At 44.9% G+C, this 15,814-nt stretch carries 11 protein-coding genes; 5 read left to right on the forward strand and 6 right to left on the reverse strand.

Going from position 1 to position 15,814, the window contains the following annotated elements:
- Positions 1 to 29: 29 nt before the first annotated feature.
- Positions 30 to 929: a cytochrome c gene (locus tag L6773_RS04995; protein ID WP_237852756.1), complete on the forward strand. Its 900-nt coding sequence runs from the start codon at positions 30 to 32 to the stop codon at positions 927 to 929.
- Positions 930 to 1,070: 141 nt separating this feature from the next.
- The gene (locus L6773_RS05000) at positions 1,071 to 1,907 is read left to right on the forward strand and encodes a helix-turn-helix transcriptional regulator (RefSeq protein WP_237852757.1); all 837 of its coding nucleotides are present in this window, start codon (positions 1,071 to 1,073) and stop codon (positions 1,905 to 1,907) included.
- Between the two features lie 13 nt (positions 1,908 to 1,920).
- On the opposite strand, the gene purL is transcribed toward L6773_RS05000, so the two are convergent.
- Together purL and L6773_RS05010 are read right to left on the reverse strand one after the other, a co-directional pair.
- On the reverse strand, positions 1,921 to 4,158 hold the full coding sequence (gene purL, locus L6773_RS05005) for a phosphoribosylformylglycinamidine synthase subunit PurL (protein ID WP_237852758.1): 2,238 nt from the start codon (positions 4,156 to 4,158) through the stop codon (positions 1,921 to 1,923).
- A gap of 239 nt (positions 4,159 to 4,397) precedes the next feature.
- Positions 4,398 to 5,108: a YjjG family noncanonical pyrimidine nucleotidase gene (locus tag L6773_RS05010; protein ID WP_237852759.1), complete on the reverse strand. Its 711-nt coding sequence runs from the start codon at positions 5,106 to 5,108 to the stop codon at positions 4,398 to 4,400.
- 239 nt (positions 5,109 to 5,347) lie between these two features.
- Between L6773_RS05010 and L6773_RS05015 the strand changes: the two genes are divergently transcribed.
- Genes L6773_RS05015 through L6773_RS05025 form a run of 3 tightly spaced genes read left to right on the forward strand, consistent with a single transcriptional unit; the run spans position 5,348 to position 7,163 of the window.
- Positions 5,348 to 5,935 carry a LemA family protein gene (locus L6773_RS05015; protein WP_237852760.1) on the forward strand — a complete coding sequence of 196 codons (588 nt, stop codon included), beginning with the start codon at positions 5,348 to 5,350 and terminating at the stop codon, positions 5,933 to 5,935.
- Between the two features lie 12 nt (positions 5,936 to 5,947).
- On the forward strand, positions 5,948 to 6,400 hold the full coding sequence (locus L6773_RS05020) for a TPM domain-containing protein (protein ID WP_237852761.1): 453 nt from the start codon (positions 5,948 to 5,950) through the stop codon (positions 6,398 to 6,400).
- Positions 6,390 to 7,163, forward strand: coding sequence for a TPM domain-containing protein (locus tag L6773_RS05025; protein WP_237852762.1), 774 nt, complete (start codon positions 6,390 to 6,392; stop codon positions 7,161 to 7,163). Before L6773_RS05020 ends, L6773_RS05025 begins: the two co-directional genes overlap by 11 nt.
- A gap of 139 nt (positions 7,164 to 7,302) precedes the next feature.
- On the opposite strand, the gene L6773_RS05030 is transcribed toward L6773_RS05025, so the two are convergent.
- The 4 genes from L6773_RS05030 to L6773_RS05045 all read right to left on the reverse strand — a co-directional run bounded on the left by L6773_RS05030 (position 7,303) and on the right by L6773_RS05045 (position 15,688).
- Complete coding sequence (locus L6773_RS05030; protein WP_237852763.1) at positions 7,303 to 8,184, reverse strand: SDR family NAD(P)-dependent oxidoreductase; 882 nt, start codon at positions 8,182 to 8,184, stop codon at positions 7,303 to 7,305.
- 337 nt (positions 8,185 to 8,521) lie between these two features.
- On the reverse strand, positions 8,522 to 10,945 hold the full coding sequence (locus L6773_RS05035; RefSeq protein ID WP_237852764.1) for a GH92 family glycosyl hydrolase: 2,424 nt from the start codon (positions 10,943 to 10,945) through the stop codon (positions 8,522 to 8,524).
- 51 nt (positions 10,946 to 10,996) lie between these two features.
- Complete coding sequence (locus L6773_RS05040; RefSeq protein WP_439653423.1) at positions 10,997 to 12,301, reverse strand: GH36-type glycosyl hydrolase domain-containing protein; 1,305 nt, start codon at positions 12,299 to 12,301, stop codon at positions 10,997 to 10,999.
- 159 nt (positions 12,302 to 12,460) lie between these two features.
- The gene (locus L6773_RS05045; protein ID WP_237852766.1) at positions 12,461 to 15,688 is read right to left on the reverse strand and encodes a GH92 family glycosyl hydrolase; all 3,228 of its coding nucleotides are present in this window, start codon (positions 15,686 to 15,688) and stop codon (positions 12,461 to 12,463) included.
- Positions 15,689 to 15,814: the final 126 nt, after the last annotated feature.

Consider the following 15,814-nt stretch of genomic DNA (forward strand, 5'->3'; position numbering starts at 1 on the left):
TTTAAAAAATAATATTGGGGGGAAGTATAATGAAGATTTTAAAATGGGCTGGGATACTATTGGGAACAATTGTGGCACTATTACTTATTTTTATTGCTGTCACATATTTCATTTCAGAACGACATTTCAATGAAACCTACCAAATAGAAGCTGAAACAGTTGAAGTTTCGACCGATTCCTCTGTGGTTGCTCACGGTGAGCACGTTGCAACGATCCGCGGCTGTATTGAATGCCATGGTGAAGGATTAAGCGGACAAGTTTTTATTGATGATCCTGCCATAGGATTACTTATTGCGACGAACCTGACTGACGGTGAGGGTGGAATTGGCCGGGAGTACACCAATGAAGATATGGTAAGAGCCATTCGAAATGGTGTCAACAAAGATGGTAAACCGGCCATTTTTATGCCATCCCACGAATATAATCCAATTGACAGAAGCGATCTTTCAGCGTTAATCTCATACATCCGGAGTTTAGAACCCGTAGATAACGTTCAACCGGAAACCGAAGTGGGCATGGTTGCTCGTTTCCTTTATATGTACGGAGGCATGCATCTTATACCCGCACGAATGATTGATCACAGCAAACCGATACCTGATCCTGTTGAAAACAGATCTCCTGTAGAAATGGGTGAATACCTGGCTGTAACTTGTACAGGATGCCATGGAGCGGGGTTTGCCGGCGGAGCGATCCCGGGCGTACCACCAGAATGGCCGGAAGCTCCCAATATCACTCCTGCCGGAAATATCGGTAACTGGACGCTCGAAGACTTCAAAACAACCATGGAGTCAGGTGTGACGCCTGAGGGCCTGGAACTTACCCAGCCATATATGCCGTGGCAAATGCTGGGGGCAATGACAGACGAAGAGTTAGAAGGGCTCTATACCTATCTGCGTTCTCTGCCTGAAAAAGAGACCGGTACAAGATAGACTCAAAGCGTTTTGTATGCTCTTTTCAAGAAGTCTCAATACTTTAATTCATTTTTTATAGATTGATCGTACGGCAATTGAACTGACCACTAAACAGCTGTTGTTCGGCGTAATAGTTAGTCCTAAAAGATCAATCTTGTAATGGATTATAAAGAATACTGGCCACCTAAAGAGATTTCACATCTTGTAGAGTGTTTCTGGACGAATACACTTCACCCTGACGATTTCCAACAAGAGTACGATTTCATTATTCCCGATGGCGGCGCCGATGCTATTTTTATGCTGAACGGTCATTACCTTAGAGAGGATGAGGAAAACAGTACTAAATACCTGGTAGACCAGTGTAGTTTTGTAACTCCATTTCAGCGAGCTGTGAAAGTTTATCAAGAACCCTACACTACATGTCTTGCTGTTCGGTTCAGGCCGGAAGCTATCCAGGCGTTAACCGGTGTAACCCTGGGTGAATTGGACCGGCCCGCTTATCCACTCTATGAAATCATGCCGGAACTCGCCGACCTTGTGATGTCCCAAATCTCTAAAAAGAGTTCGGAAGCTGAAATCATTCGTCGTTTGACTGGTTGGCTATCTCAAAAACAAATTGAGCCTTCTGCCAATGCAATAGTTACCCGATTTATTGATCAAACCATTCAATCGAAAGGCAAGGTTGGAATCAAAAATTTTTGTGGAGAGCTACAGGTACATAAATCAACCCTTGAAAAAAATTTCAAACATTACACGGGTTACACCCCAAAAGAGTATTCAAAGGTGATACGTTTTAATTTTTTGTTAAACCGTATTCTATTTTCCCCGATGAACCTGACGGAAATTACATATGAAATGGGGTTTTTTGATCAAAGTCATATGATCCGTGATTTCAGAAAAATTACGGGCATGAATCCAACCGATTTCATTGAAAAGAAGTTTACAGTACCCAAATTAGCAGCAATGGCTATATCCAATAAAAGACTTTACCTGTAAGAGTCGGCAGAATCTACACTTCCATCGCTTTCGGGATCGCTCCCTCGTACCGGTTGCTCATCTCTGAAATTTGAATTGAAACCACATCGTTAATTGTAAGCTCTGAGCCGCCTACTGTGCCAAACTCGTGAACAGGGATATTGAATTTCTTAAAGTGATCTGAAACAGCCTCAACCTTTTCGGGGTCACAAGAGATCACAGCACCTGACTGAGCCTCACTGAAAAGAATTTCATGGAGTGATCCGGCAAAATCATCGATAGAAACATCAGCTCCCTTCGCTCCAAATATTGCCATCTCCGCAAGTGTCGTTGCCAAGCCTCCATCCGAAATATCATGAACGGCATTCAGGTTACCGGACTTAATCGCCTCCAACAATGATTCCTGCAAAATAGCTTCAAAGTCCAGGTCAATATCGGGTGTGTCACCGGTTGTTAAGTGATGAATGGTATTCAGGTACTCGCTTCCACCAAGCCCCTTTCGTTCGGCACCGATGTAAAGAACGGCATCTCCGTCGTTTTTAAAGCCGGGTGTCATGCGATGTTTTTCAACATCCTCTACGATACCCAGCATCCCAATTACCGGCGTTGGAAAAATTGCTCCCTTCGGGTTTTCGTTATAGAAACTCACGTTACCTCCGGTCACCGGGGTATTCAGTTTCCTGCAGGCATCACCCATTCCGCCCAGTGCTTCTTTGAATGTCCAATACACGTCAGGTTTGTATGGGTTCCCAAAGTTGAGACAATTCGTAATCGCAACAGGTTTTGCTCCGCTGCAAACCACATTTCGTGCTGATTCGGCAACTGCAATCTGTCCGCCTTTCCGTGGATTCAGATAGACATACCGGCCGTTGCAGTCGGTCTTCACGGCAAGGCCTTTTTTTGAATCTTTGATTCGTATCAACCCTGAATCGGAAGCGCCCGGAGCGTTTACCGTATTCGTTCGAACAGTGGTATCATATTGCTCATGCACCCACCGTTTGGATGCAATATTTGGTGCGTTCAGCAGATCCAGCAGAATGGTTTTAAAATCATCGGAGTGCTGAAGTGTATCGGTATCAAAATTTTGAACAGTATCCAGATACTCGGGTTTTTTCGCCTCGCGGACATACTGTGGAGCTCCGCCACCGAGTACCAGTGAATCTGCAGGCATATCCGCTTTGACTTCACCATCCTTCCAGTAAGTTACACGATCGCCTTCCACAACCTCGCCGCAAACTACGGCGTTCAGATCCCATTTTTCATACACGTCGATAATTTCCTGCTCCCTGCCTTTTTCTGCGACAATCAGCATTCGTTCCTGGCTTTCACTGAGCAATATTTCATACGAAGTCATACCCTCTTCCCGCATCGGAATTTTATCCAAATCCATATTCATTCCCAGTCCGCCTTTGGCTGTCATTTCTGAAGAGGAGCAAGCAATACCCGCTGCTCCCATATCTTGCATCCCAACTATAGCGCCGGTTTTCAACGCTTCAAGGCTGGCTTCGAGGAGCAGTTTTTCGGTAAATGGATCACCTACCTGAACACTTGGACGCTTCGCTTCACTTTCTTCGCTGATATCTTCTGAGGCAAATGTGGCCCCGTGAATTCCATCCCGTCCTGTACTTGATCCTACAATCAGCACCGGGTTTCCAATTCCTTCTGCAATGGCTGATGCAGTCTCTCCCACTTTTACAATCCCCACACTCATCGCATTGACGAGCGGGTTTCCTTCGTAGGCTTCATCAAAGTAGATCTCTCCGCCTACCATCGGGATTCCGAATGAATTTCCATAATCCGAAATACCTCGAACCACGCCATCCAGCAAATATCGAACACGCGGATTTTCCATGTCACCAAATCGCAGGGAGTTGAGTGACGCGACTGGCCGGGCACCCATTGTAAAAATATCACGATGAATTCCCCCGACTCCTGTTGCAGCACCCTCATACGGTTCAATAGCTGAGGGATGATTATGACTTTCAATCTTGAAGGCGCAGGCCAGCCCGTCTCCAATATCAACCAAACCGGCATTTTCCTCTCCTGCCCCGACCAGAAGCTGATCGCCTTCGCGGGGTAGTTTCTTGATCTCGAGGATGGAATTTTTATATGAACAGTGCTCACTCCACATCACGGAATAAACTCCCAATTCAGTAAAAGTCGGGGTTCGACCGAGATAGTCTTTAATCATCTCGTACTCATCTTCCGTGAGGCCGTGATCGATTGCTAATTCAAGGTTAACTTCTGGTTCTTGCAACGTCGTCTGTGACATCAGATTTGTTAAATTTTTGGGATGGTTGGATTGGTACTAAAACTACAAAAAGATGAGCTTCGAATCTTTGTTATTTAAGGAAAACCTGCGAGAGTCCTCCCGAGAAGTCGGGGTCGCAGAGTTTATAGTATCACTAAGAAGAAAGAAATGGTTTTTTTGTGTTGGCTATAAAACTATGATCATTCACTTTTTTTGTGAATTGCAATCGTCTGAATTTCTCAAAGAAAAAATACCATTTCTCAAGTACCTTTCCCACTTCCATTCAAATAATTCGTAAGCATCGGGAATTGGTCGAACTGGAAATCGGCAGTTTGGTCTTCTTCAATTTCTGAGACAAACATTGTAAACCAGGCCGTGTTCCAGCCGGCATTTCTGCCGCCTACAATATCCGAGGAGTAGGAATCACCGACATATAAGATAGATTCACGGTCAACCCCTGCCCTCTCCGTTGCCACATCAAATACTTTTTGATGCGGTTTCATCACACCGATCTCTTCCGTAATCACAAAAAGATTGGTGTATTGGTCGAGCCCCATTTTCTGAATCTTCATCTGCTGGGTTTCGAGAAATCCGTTAGTTACAATCCCTACCGGATGTTTCTCCACAACTTTTTCTAATGCTTCCCGGGCACCTTCAACCCAGCTCCAGTGATTTTGATAGAACTGCATATAATTGTATCCAATCTCTTCACTTCTATCCGTGGAAAGTTCGAGTTTATCCATCGTGTCATGAAAACGGGAAATCTGCAGGCCATGCCGGTCGATCTTACCTTCCTGGTATTGCAACCAGAGCTTATGGTTGACTGATTTATAAGTACTCAGCCACTCATCCTGCGATACCTCTTGTAGTTCCGGAGTTGATTCATACAGGTCGTTTTGAGCTGCTGCTTCTGCGGAATCGTGATTGAGAAGTGTATTATCAAGATCAAAAAAGACAAAGTTTGGATTCATTTACGAAATTTTCTTTATAAGGTAATTAAGTATTCTACTGCCTGTTATAAGCTCCTTAATGATACATGTTCTGAGCCCAAGTATCAGGAAAAATCCGAAGGAATTTCTTTGATATTAATGACATCTTCACTCATCTTTACAAAATATTAATGTGTAATAGAGGTTAGATCTTGAACCCATTCGGAGGATCTTTCGTATATTCGTGTTGTTTAAATCTTCAAAAAAAATAAATTACTCAAATGAATATTAAAGTTTGGATTGCAATCGGGGTTGCGGTTTTGCTGGCCTTTTACGGAATCAGTGTAAATAACAGCCTTGTGGAACAGGAAGAGACTGTAAACCAGGCGTGGGCACAGGTTGAAAATCAATATCAACGGCGGGCTGACCTTGTTCCAAACCTTGTAAACACCGTTCAGGGTGCCGCCGATTTTGAACAGGAAACCCTCACAAATGTGATCGAAGCAAGGAGTCGTGCCACATCTATTAAGATAGATCCGTCTCAATTGAGTAATGAATCAACGATTCGCCAATTTGAGCAGGTTCAGGGACAACTCGGAAGTGCACTTTCAAGGCTATTGGTGAGCGTGGAACGCTACCCTGAATTGACGGCCACGCAGAATTTCCGGGATCTTCAAAATCAGCTCGAAGGAACGGAAAACCGCATTGCTACCGAAAGAATGCGATTTAACCAGGCCGCACAACAATACAATACATCTATTCGCAGATTCCCGGCAAGCCTGTTTGCCGGCCTTTTAGGTTTTGATCGCAAGTATTATTTCGAAGCCACCGAAGGAGCCGAAAACGCACCAGAAGTCTCATTCGATTAAGCCCAGCGAATTATGCCAGCCAGAGAATTTTTATCTGAACAGGACGAAGAAAAAATAGTACAGGCGATTGCCGAGGCCGAAGAGTTTACCACCGGCGAGATTCGGATTCATATCGAAGCTAAATGCAAAAAAGATCCGGTTGAACGTGCGAAAACAATTTTCGGCCAACTGGAAATGCACGAAACGGAAGCCAGGAATGGAGTCATACTCTATATCGCCACGAAAGATAGAAAGGTTGCCATATTTGGCGATGAAGGAATCAGCCAGCAGGTTGAAAATAATTTTTGGCAGGATGAGATCGATAAACTAATCGGTGAATTTAAACAGGGAAATTTTGAAAAAGGTATTGAATCTGTTGTTGGGGACATTGGTAAAAAGTTAAAACAATTCTTTCCCAGTGACGGTGCCGATCCCAACGAATTGGATAATGAAATTACATTTGAGGATAACAGGGATGATGACTAAACCCATGTTGACCCGTTTAAAAATAGTTCTACTCACACTTCTAATCGCAACCCCATTATCTGCCCAGGATTTTCCGGATCCAACCGGGCACGTGAATGATTTTGCCAATCTTCTGGGGCAAAGAGAGGTGCAGAACCTTGAAAACAAGCTGAGAACCTACCGGGATACCACCTCCAATGTTATTGCCATTGCTATTGTAGAGAGTCTTCAGGGGATTCCGCGCGAAGAGGTGGCCACAACCATCTTCAATGAATGGAGAATGTGGGAAGGTGAGCGCCAAAATGGAGTCTTAATTTTGGTAGCGCCCAACGAGCGCGAAATGCAGATTGAAGTTGGCTATGGCCTTGAAGGTGCTATAACTGACTTGCAGGCAGGCCGCATTGTAGATGAAATCATGCGACCCAATTTCCAACAGGGAAATTTTTACACCGGCTTAGAGAGAGCAACATCGGTTCTGATGCAGCTTGGTGCCGGCGAATACGATGCTGTTGATCGTGCTACAAATGAAGATTCAGGCAATTTCAGTTTTATTGTCATTGTCATCATCTTCATCGTTATCTACACACTTGTACGCGCCAGTGGCGGCGGTAGAGGCGGTGGCAGGCGAGGCCGACACACACTCGGTTCAAACGGAATTGTTTGGGGCGGCGGTGGTTTCAGCGGAGGCGGATTCAGCGGTGGTGGCGGTGGTGGCGGTTTCGGCGGCTTCAGCGGCGGCGGAGGTTTTGGATCCGGTGGCGGCGGTGCCGGCGGGGGCTGGTAATCAGCCTCTCAACAGACATGGTATTTTTTCGTAAAGCTTTAGTTCGTGTTAATTTTACGAACTTACGTAAGACTGAGGTGTATCATTAACGAAAAGAAAAAATACCCTATTTCACATCGAATGAGATAACCGATGCTAACTACATACGATTTCCACCGCCTACCTGCAGTACTTGTCCCGTAATCCATTCAGCCTGATCGGATGCAAAAAAGAGTACTGCCTTTGCAATATCTACCGGCTGTCCGATTCGGCGAAGTGGGTAGGTTTCTGCAAGCTCCTTTTCCATTTCAGCTGGCATCCACCCGGTCTGAACTGCACCCGGAGAAACAACATTAACAGTGATTCCATACGGTCCCAGCTCCGTTGCAGCTGAACGTGCGTAGCTTTCTATGGCAAATTTACTCGCACCATAGGAGACATTAGAAGCGTGACAACGAGCTCCGTCTGTTGTAATATTGATAATGCGTCCCCACTGTCCATCACTCGCGATATGCCGTTTTGCAAATTCGGCCATCATAAGGGCAACTGCTCTGCTGTTGACATGAAAATGTGTGTCATGGGTATCGGCAGATAAGGTTTTCAGAAAATATTCTTCGGCAAAAACAGGATCTTTTTCTAAAGCTTTTTCAGATAAAAACGTATCAGGTTTGTCGAATGCGGCATTGTTTACAATAATATCGACCCTCCCCCATGCATCCTCAACCCGGTCAAACAGTTTCGGAATATTGTCTGGTTCCGCTAAATCCGCTTCCAACGTCATGCATTCTCCTCCCAGGCTACTAATCTTTTCAGCAACCCAATCCGCAGTTTGCCCTATCTCACGGCAATAATATGAACTGCCCGGAGCAGTGGCTTCTTCTACGCTTTCTTTCGTTTCACCGTACAGTTCGGGGGGCTGTCGAAGATAAGTAATCAACACTTTCGCCCCTTCCCTTGCAAAAGCGATCGCTATAGCAGCACCAATCCCATGATTGGCACCTGTTACAATCACAGTTTTTCCATTTAAGCCCGTATCAATCATGACTCTTGTATTTAGATGAATGATGTATAATCAATTCTCAACCAAAGTAATCCATGTAATTATGACTCTATCCAAGATCTGTACTTTGTATGATATTCATTCCCAGGTTGATATCGACATCTTTATTATACATAATTAAAAAATCCCGGGCACCTTCTATGCCCGGGATCCGGTGTTATCTGCCACATGGGTTATGATGCGACAATATTCTTCTAAAGACTCAACTTATAGTTTCTGTAAGCATCTATATTTCAATCTTGCCAAAATTGATATGTATTTAATTTGAAGTCATCAAATATCTATTCCTGATTTATTGAATTTGATTTTCCAAATCTTATTAATCCAACCCCCAACTTTTTACTGCATTTGGCGAAGATTCAAGATGTAAATGTCCTCCATTAATAAAGGTATCCCAGGGAAAATGAATCGAATTCAATGCCTCTCCATTCAAAACAGCGGAACGAATATATTTATGGTTTGAGGGATCACCATCAACCGTGATCACAAATTCATCCCCGCGAAAATGGTCCGGATTGAGTTTAATCCGAACTCTTTCAAACATGGGCAGTGATAACTGCAGTGTGGGCTCTTGGTCACTCCCACCCGCTACATCAAACAGGCCCATTCCGGCAAGAACAAACCAAGCTCCCAACTGTCCCTGGTCCTCATCCTGGCCCAAACCGTATCCCCGAATGGGTTCTGTTCCGTAAAATGAATCGCTGATTTCCCGAACCCATTTTTGTGTGAGCCATGGGCTTCCTGAATAATTAAAAAGCCAGGAGATGTGCAGGCTGGGTTGATTTCCATGGTTATAAACCCCGCCCACTCCGGCAAATGCATCGATCTCTTCACTGCTTGAAAAATTTACTTTTTCAGCCATTTCAAAGAGGTTATTCAGTCGTTCATTAAAGGTATCTTCACCAATTTTTTCCACCAATCCTTCCGGGTCATGCGGAACATAAAATGTATATTGATATGCATTCCCTTCCTGGAAACCTCTCCACGGTTCAGACGGATCAAAGTTATCTATAAAATTCCCATCCAGATCACGTGGCCGGATATATCCTGTATCGTCATCATAAAGTATTTTCCAGCCGTGTGACAGATCCATAAGCCTTTCGTAATCATCAGACTTGCCCAGCGATTTTGCCATTTGAGCAGCCGCATAGGCACTAAAGCTGTACTCCATCGTGTGTGACGCCGCAAACCGGGAGGACCGATTCGTGGAACCGGAATAATACTCACCGGTATTCTCGAACGGTACATAGCCACGCTCAAGAAACGCTTTCACGTCCCTTTTCCCTGCACCATAAGGCCGATTGATCCAGCCAAGCTCATTTCCGCGAACGGCTTCCCACGCTGCTGCAGTATCCAGTCCCTGAATGCCCCTGTTATATCCGGATGCGATAAACTGCCCTACAAAATTTGTCCCAACCCCCGACACATATTTAAAAGCTGCCATGCCATCAGACAGCCAGCCTGTTTCTTCAAAAAAGTCGATATGAGTATTCAGGTATTCGCTGAGGTAGTCCGGATAAGCCATCGCCCAAAGGGTGCCCAGGTTCCAGAATGCACCCCATACAGCGTCGGTATTATAGTGGTGATATAATGGGTTGCCACTCTCATCTAATGGGATCTGACCAATACTATGATCGTTTTTCCGATAAGTTCCACTTACATCACTGGCCAATCCACGTCCCAAAAGCGCGTGATACAAGCCGGTGTAAAACTTGACTTTATCCTCTTTTGAGCCTCCTTCAACGGCAATTCTGCCCAACATCGATTCCCATTTCTCTTCCGACTGTTTCCGGGCTTCTTGAAATGTCAGCTCATCTGCTTCGGCCTCAAGATTCAGCCTGGCCTGCTCCGTGCTGGTGTACGACAATCCCAGCTTTACCGTAACACTTTCCTGTTCATCTGTTTGAAAAGTGACATACATGCCGGCCCCTTTTCCCTGGACGGATTCCTGCCCCGGATTCCTCTTCTCATTCAAAAAAGTCCCAAATGAATCCGGTGTTTTGTCCAGCCGTGCCACAAAATACATCGCTACCGTGGCCCCGGTTTGATAGTTTTTAACATACTCAGGAAGTGTAATCACAAACCCTTCAAATTCACGATCCGACACTTTTCGTACTACGGCATCGATCACTTCACCACTCTCTCCCTGCCTGTTACCGATATCAAACAGCAGATGTGACCGATCCGATTCAGGAAATGTATAACGATGGAAAGCAACCCGCGGAGTAGAGGTCAATTCTGCTCTGATATCGTAATCATCAAGGATAACACGATAATATCCGGGGCTGTCAACTTCATTTTCTTTAGAAAATCGAGATCGGTATCCACTGTCAGGTTCTTCCAGATCACCCGGAATTGTGATCAAATCTCCTGTGGTTGCCATCAATGCAACGCCTCCAATCTGGAATTCCCGAAAATTCACAAAACTTTCTATCGATTCGTGACGCGGATCGTATCCCACAGCTTCCCAGCCGGATGGATTCCCATAATGGCCGTCCGTACTTGCAGAGGGCTTAGCCATTCCAAATGGATTAGCTGCCGGTGTATAAAAAAACCAGCGTGAATGGGCTGAGCCGATCACCGGATCTACATAATCACTAAACCGCTCTGACTGGGCCGAAAGAGTCTGCAGATTCAAAAGAGCTAAACAGAAAAGCAGGATAACGAATTTTAGAACTGATTTTACGGGCAAGGATTTCATATCCGAGAGTTCATCCACCTTCATCGTATTACTTATAAGCATATCATTGTACCTTAATTATTGGAGCAGGCCAGCGAGCAGAGATCATACCAATTATTTATTTTCATTTGCCCACTGGTTAAACATTTGAATCGCTTTTCCAAGTACTCCCGCCGAGCCTTTGAATTCTGCCGAACCGGCCGGAGTCCCATCCATTCTATACCATTCATAAAACCCATCATTTTCGATCACTCTTTCCAACATCGGCTGCGAAAGTTCGTAGGCTTCCTCTACAAAGCCATGTTTGATCAACTGCTGAATCATTCTGCCACCAAACCAGGTCCAGTCGCCCCCATTTTGGTATTCGTAAGGAGCCGAAACATTTTCACCCAAAACGTTTGAAGGATAGGCGGGATAGAGTGTTAATCCTATTGAAGGAGCACCTGCCAACTCAACATTTTTTTTCATCTGTTGAGCGACTTTGGCAATTTCATCACGGCTTAGAACACCGGCCTCAATAGCGACTGCTGTTCCGCCGTGGTAATGGATTTCGTTTTCATCGAAATCGTCCGGAAACGGCGAGCCGTCGATATAGATATGGGGAATAAATTTTTGACTATCGCCATCCCACAGGTGCTTTCGAATATTTATGATCAGTTGTGTATTTAATCCCTTCCAATATTCTTTGTCCTCTTCAGGGCTTAGCTCAGCCATATTTTGAGCGGCAATAGCCAGCATGGCGTTGTCATAGACATCAATACTCCAATGTGTTAATTCATCCACATCAACAATTGCACCGCCTTCAACTTGAATATCTCCCCAATCGAACGTGGTAGCGCCGATAATCAGGCCATACTTTCCTGAATATCTCTCATCCAGTAAAAAATCCACCGACCCTTTTAAACGATTATAAACCGTATTTCCTGCTACTGTTTCGTTCAATATATCTGTATCGCCGGTTTTGTCGACGTATTTATAAATGGCCTGGATGAGTGATGTTTCCTGGTCAGACTCAACCGTATTTTTAAAGCCAATATGATTGGGTGCCGTAGCCGACTCATACGGATGCGGATCGCCCCAGGTAAATCCTTCCTTGCGGACATATCCATCCAGCATCTCTCCATTCTCCTGTTGAAAGTGGAAAAACATCAAGAGGTTTTCTCGAATCACGCTATTATCATATTCCTCACACGACAGCTCGATAAATGTATTCAAGTCGCGAGACCACACCATTTGATACCCTGAACCCGCATAAAACCCTTTTTTCATCAGGTTACGGGCCATGCCATCCACTTTAGATATCGTAGTATCTGTCAGAATTTTCTCTGCAAGTATTTTATTCTCTCTGCTTTGATCTGCAGAAAATATGAACATCAATCCACTGAAAATGAACAGGCTGAGCTTCATCTGTTTATGTATGTATTTGTTTGAGAACCATTTTCATACTTTTCTCACCAACCATTGTGTGAATGGTTGAATCTTGATATCGGGTAAACCACTATCGCTTTACTGTATTTGGTTGTATCTACGGCTGTTCGGTACAAGCTATCTGAAAATCGAGTGCTCTTCTCAAAAAAGTTATTCACTTTCAATAACTCCCCACTCTTTATTTGGCTCCGGTCCCATTTCAAGAATGAGCGATCCCCCTTTCAGTAATTCCGATGCATCAAAGTAAAAGGTGTCTAATTCTTGTCCATTGAGTGTTGCACTCTGTACATACTTGTTATTTCTTGATGCGTTCTTCGCTTCTATGACAAATGTTTCACCCCGGCCGTACATGCCCCCAAGGTCAATCTCTACCCGTTCAAATAGAGGACTTGCAATTTCATAGATTGGGTCCACGCGCGTACCGCCGTCTGTTTGGAAAAGACCGATAGATGCCATCACAAACCAGGCACTTAATTGTCCCTGGTCTTCATCTCCCAGGTAGGCGTTTCCAACCCCAAACCCGTAAAATCTTTCCATAACAGCCCGGCTCCATTTTTGAGTGAGCCACGGTTTGCCTGCCCAGTTGAAAAGAAAAGAGAAATGTAAAGACTGTTGATTTCCCTGGTCTACCGGGATGTCCCAATATTGATCATTGACAGCATTAAACCGCAGAGGATAACTTTTTTCAAATCCCCAGATCAGGTTGTCTACAAACCGTTCTTTCCCGATGTAATGGATAAGTTCGGTTACATCCTGCGGAACAAAATGGGTCAGCTGCCAGGCATTGCCTTCCACATAGTGGTGATTTGCCCCGGACGCAAATGGGTCAAAATCCTCGAGCCAATTTCCGTCACTGTCCCTCATGTGGGCAAAACCTGTGTCGGAAATGGCATTTTTCCACCAGTATCCGCGGTCATTAAAGGTTTCATAGACATCACTCTTTCCTATCGCTTTGGCAAGCTGCCCCACCGTCCAGTCATCGAATGAGTATTCCATTGAGTTGGAGAAACGTCCCTTATCGTATGGAACATACTCGTGTTCAAGGTAAACGGTAAGATCCCTGTTGCCGGCAAATCCGTCATGCACTTTTTGAGCCGGAGTGTTCTGCATTTTCACGGCAGCTTCGAGTGCTTTATCTGCATCAAAATCCCGTATCCCCATCTGGTAAGCCCCGGTGATGAGTGGAATTTCGTGCTCAGCAACCATCACCGGTATATAGTTCATACCGGCCGGGCCTTTGGCTAACCATCCGTATGCATCATACATAGCCAACTGTGAATTCACCCAACGGCTGCTCCACTCCGGTGTGACAAGGTTCCAAAACTGGTTTAGGTTCCAGAATGTATTCCAAAATGCATCACATCCCAACGCAACATGATCAGGATCCATCAGCTTGTGAACAGAGCCATCCGTTCCACGCCACTCCCCATTCACATCACTCCAGGTATTCCTTGTGCTCAGAGAACGGTAAACTGTATTGTAAAATCTCTTTTTCTCCAGGCGGTTATTTGTGCTGATGAGCACTCTGCTCATTAACTCGTTCCAGGTATCCACCTGGTGTTGTCTCACGGCTTCAAAATCCCATCCGAACGGTTCGCTCATCTCAGTCTCCAAATTCTGAGCGGCATTCTCAATACTCACCAGGCTAATTCCTGTGCGAACCTGTACCACCGGTTCTTCTTTATGATCAAAATAGATAAACAAGCCGGCATCTGTGATATCTTTTGCCGTAAGCTGGTCGCCTTCAACAATTTCATCCTCAACCCATCCACCCATGGAAAGGATTGGCTGATCGAATTCCATAACAAAGTGAACCGTGTAATCCTGTTGTGCATCACTACTCCAAACACGACCTGAAAACTGATCGGAATACCCCTCTAACCGGTAGTCAGAGACTTTCCTGACGTTTACCTCTTTAAGAACATAATCGTACTCTGCCGGGATATGGAAATCAATCAACACCCGCGCACTGTCTCGTTCCTCGGGAAACGTAAAACGCATCAAACTGCTTCGGGTCGTTGCGGTGAGTTCAGCTTGAATGTCGTAGTCGGTTAAGTTCACTTTATAGTAACCGATAGGGGCTTCCTCACTTTTTTTATCGATCCGTGAACGGTACCCTGAATCCGGTTTTAACTCATCCCCGATCTGTGTTTGTAACCGCCCGTTTGTCGGAAATACTCCAAGACCGGCCATCGTCCACTCATGGATATGGCTGAAAGCTCCAACACTTTCAAATATCGAATCATACCCTGCCTGCCACCCCGAGTTTTGATTAATGGGAGAAAGTTTCACCATGCTGAATGGCATCCAGGGGCCCGGTGCGTACATCCAGCGGGCATGGGCCGCTCCCATCCTTGTATCTACATAGTCCGAGAGTGCTTGAACCTGCTGAGGTGATCGTTCGACCGAGCCCGATTCTAACTCCCGGCCATCTATTAAAATTGCATACTCACTTCTCATTTCTTGCGATACTGCGGGCATCAGTACTTCAAAATCGTATTGGCCCATCTCAACAGTTTCTTCAAAAATTTGTTCTCCGTCCAGTTCTACACTCAATAGCGGGGATCCTTCAAAGTGCTCCGTTTTTACCAACAGCGGTTGAAATTCATCCTGGCCTTTTACGACCTGGTATTCGGCCGGCCTTACATCTCTCACAAATAGCTTTTCTACGTTGCGCAATTTTAGTTCGGGTCCCTCTAATCGAACCTGGTCGAATTTAATCCACGAACCTTCCAGGATGGTAATGTTTATCTCATTTCCATCCTGTTGTATCACATTTTGATCAATTGGAATTGATATTGTGGTTGGTGTGGCATCAGCATCTTCGCCTCTTAAAGCCTCTTCATTAATAAATTCCTCATTTCTTGCAGGCGAACGTTGTGATTCCCGGCTATAACCCTCTGCTTGAAGTGCGTATCGCACCTCCTGACCGTTAATGTGAACTTTCACTACAGGTAAAAACTCTTTTGCGAAGTCAGCCAGTTCAATGTAGAGAGTATAGTTGCCGTTCTCCGGCTCTTCATCAGCAGAAAACAGAATATTTACCGAGTTACTTCGCCATCCGGATGTAGGCCACGTACCTCCCCAAGTGTCAACGGGACCCGGCAAAACATAGGGTATATCTTCTTTCTCATCGTGAAAACCGATTGCAAAAAAATTATCCTCATAGCCAAAATCCTCATATTTAAAATCCTCAAAGCCATCAGGAGCCAGCGCAAATTCATCAGCTAAGTTGTCTTTCTCTCCGATACTCCAAATAACCTCATGATGAGCTTGAGTAATAAGAACCGCATTACGTTCTGAGGTATTTATAGCAAGTAGTATTGTTGGAAAAGCAAACAGTACACAATACAGGATTAAATATTTGATTTTTTTCATATTGTTATTGTATTAAAATCGGGAGTTCTTCATAACACGTCAGACGGCTGATTTTGCCGTCAGACGGATACCCTAAGGCTTCATAAATCCGTCTTACCGCAACCACAGCGGTCTGACGGGAGGGTT

It is taken from the genome of Rhodohalobacter sulfatireducens, from assembly GCF_022012475.1.
Classification (GTDB): Bacteria; Bacteroidota; Rhodothermia; order Balneolales; family Balneolaceae; genus Rhodohalobacter; species Rhodohalobacter sulfatireducens.

Bases quoted from the DNA above. Each gene is read 5' to 3' on its own strand.
- L6773_RS04995 (WP_237852756.1), top strand. From the start codon at position 30: ATGAAGATTTTAAAATGGGCTGGGATACTATTGGGAACAATTGTGGCA.
- L6773_RS05000 (WP_237852757.1), top strand. From the start codon at position 1,071: ATGGATTATAAAGAATACTGGCCACCTAAAGAGATTTCACATCTTGTA.
- purL (WP_237852758.1), bottom strand. From the start codon at position 4,158: ATGTCACAGACGACGTTGCAAGAACCAGAAGTTAACCTTGAATTAGCA.
- L6773_RS05010 (WP_237852759.1), bottom strand. From the start codon at position 5,108: ATGAATCCAAACTTTGTCTTTTTTGATCTTGATAATACACTTCTCAAT.
- L6773_RS05015 (WP_237852760.1), top strand. From the start codon at position 5,348: ATGAATATTAAAGTTTGGATTGCAATCGGGGTTGCGGTTTTGCTGGCC.
- L6773_RS05020 (WP_237852761.1), top strand. From the start codon at position 5,948: ATGCCAGCCAGAGAATTTTTATCTGAACAGGACGAAGAAAAAATAGTA.
- L6773_RS05025 (WP_237852762.1), top strand. From the start codon at position 6,390: ATGATGACTAAACCCATGTTGACCCGTTTAAAAATAGTTCTACTCACA.
- L6773_RS05030 (WP_237852763.1), bottom strand. From the start codon at position 8,184: ATGATTGATACGGGCTTAAATGGAAAAACTGTGATTGTAACAGGTGCC.
- L6773_RS05035 (WP_237852764.1), bottom strand. From the start codon at position 10,945: ATGCTTATAAGTAATACGATGAAGGTGGATGAACTCTCGGATATGAAA.
- L6773_RS05045 (WP_237852766.1), bottom strand. From the start codon at position 15,688: ATGAAAAAAATCAAATATTTAATCCTGTATTGTGTACTGTTTGCTTTT.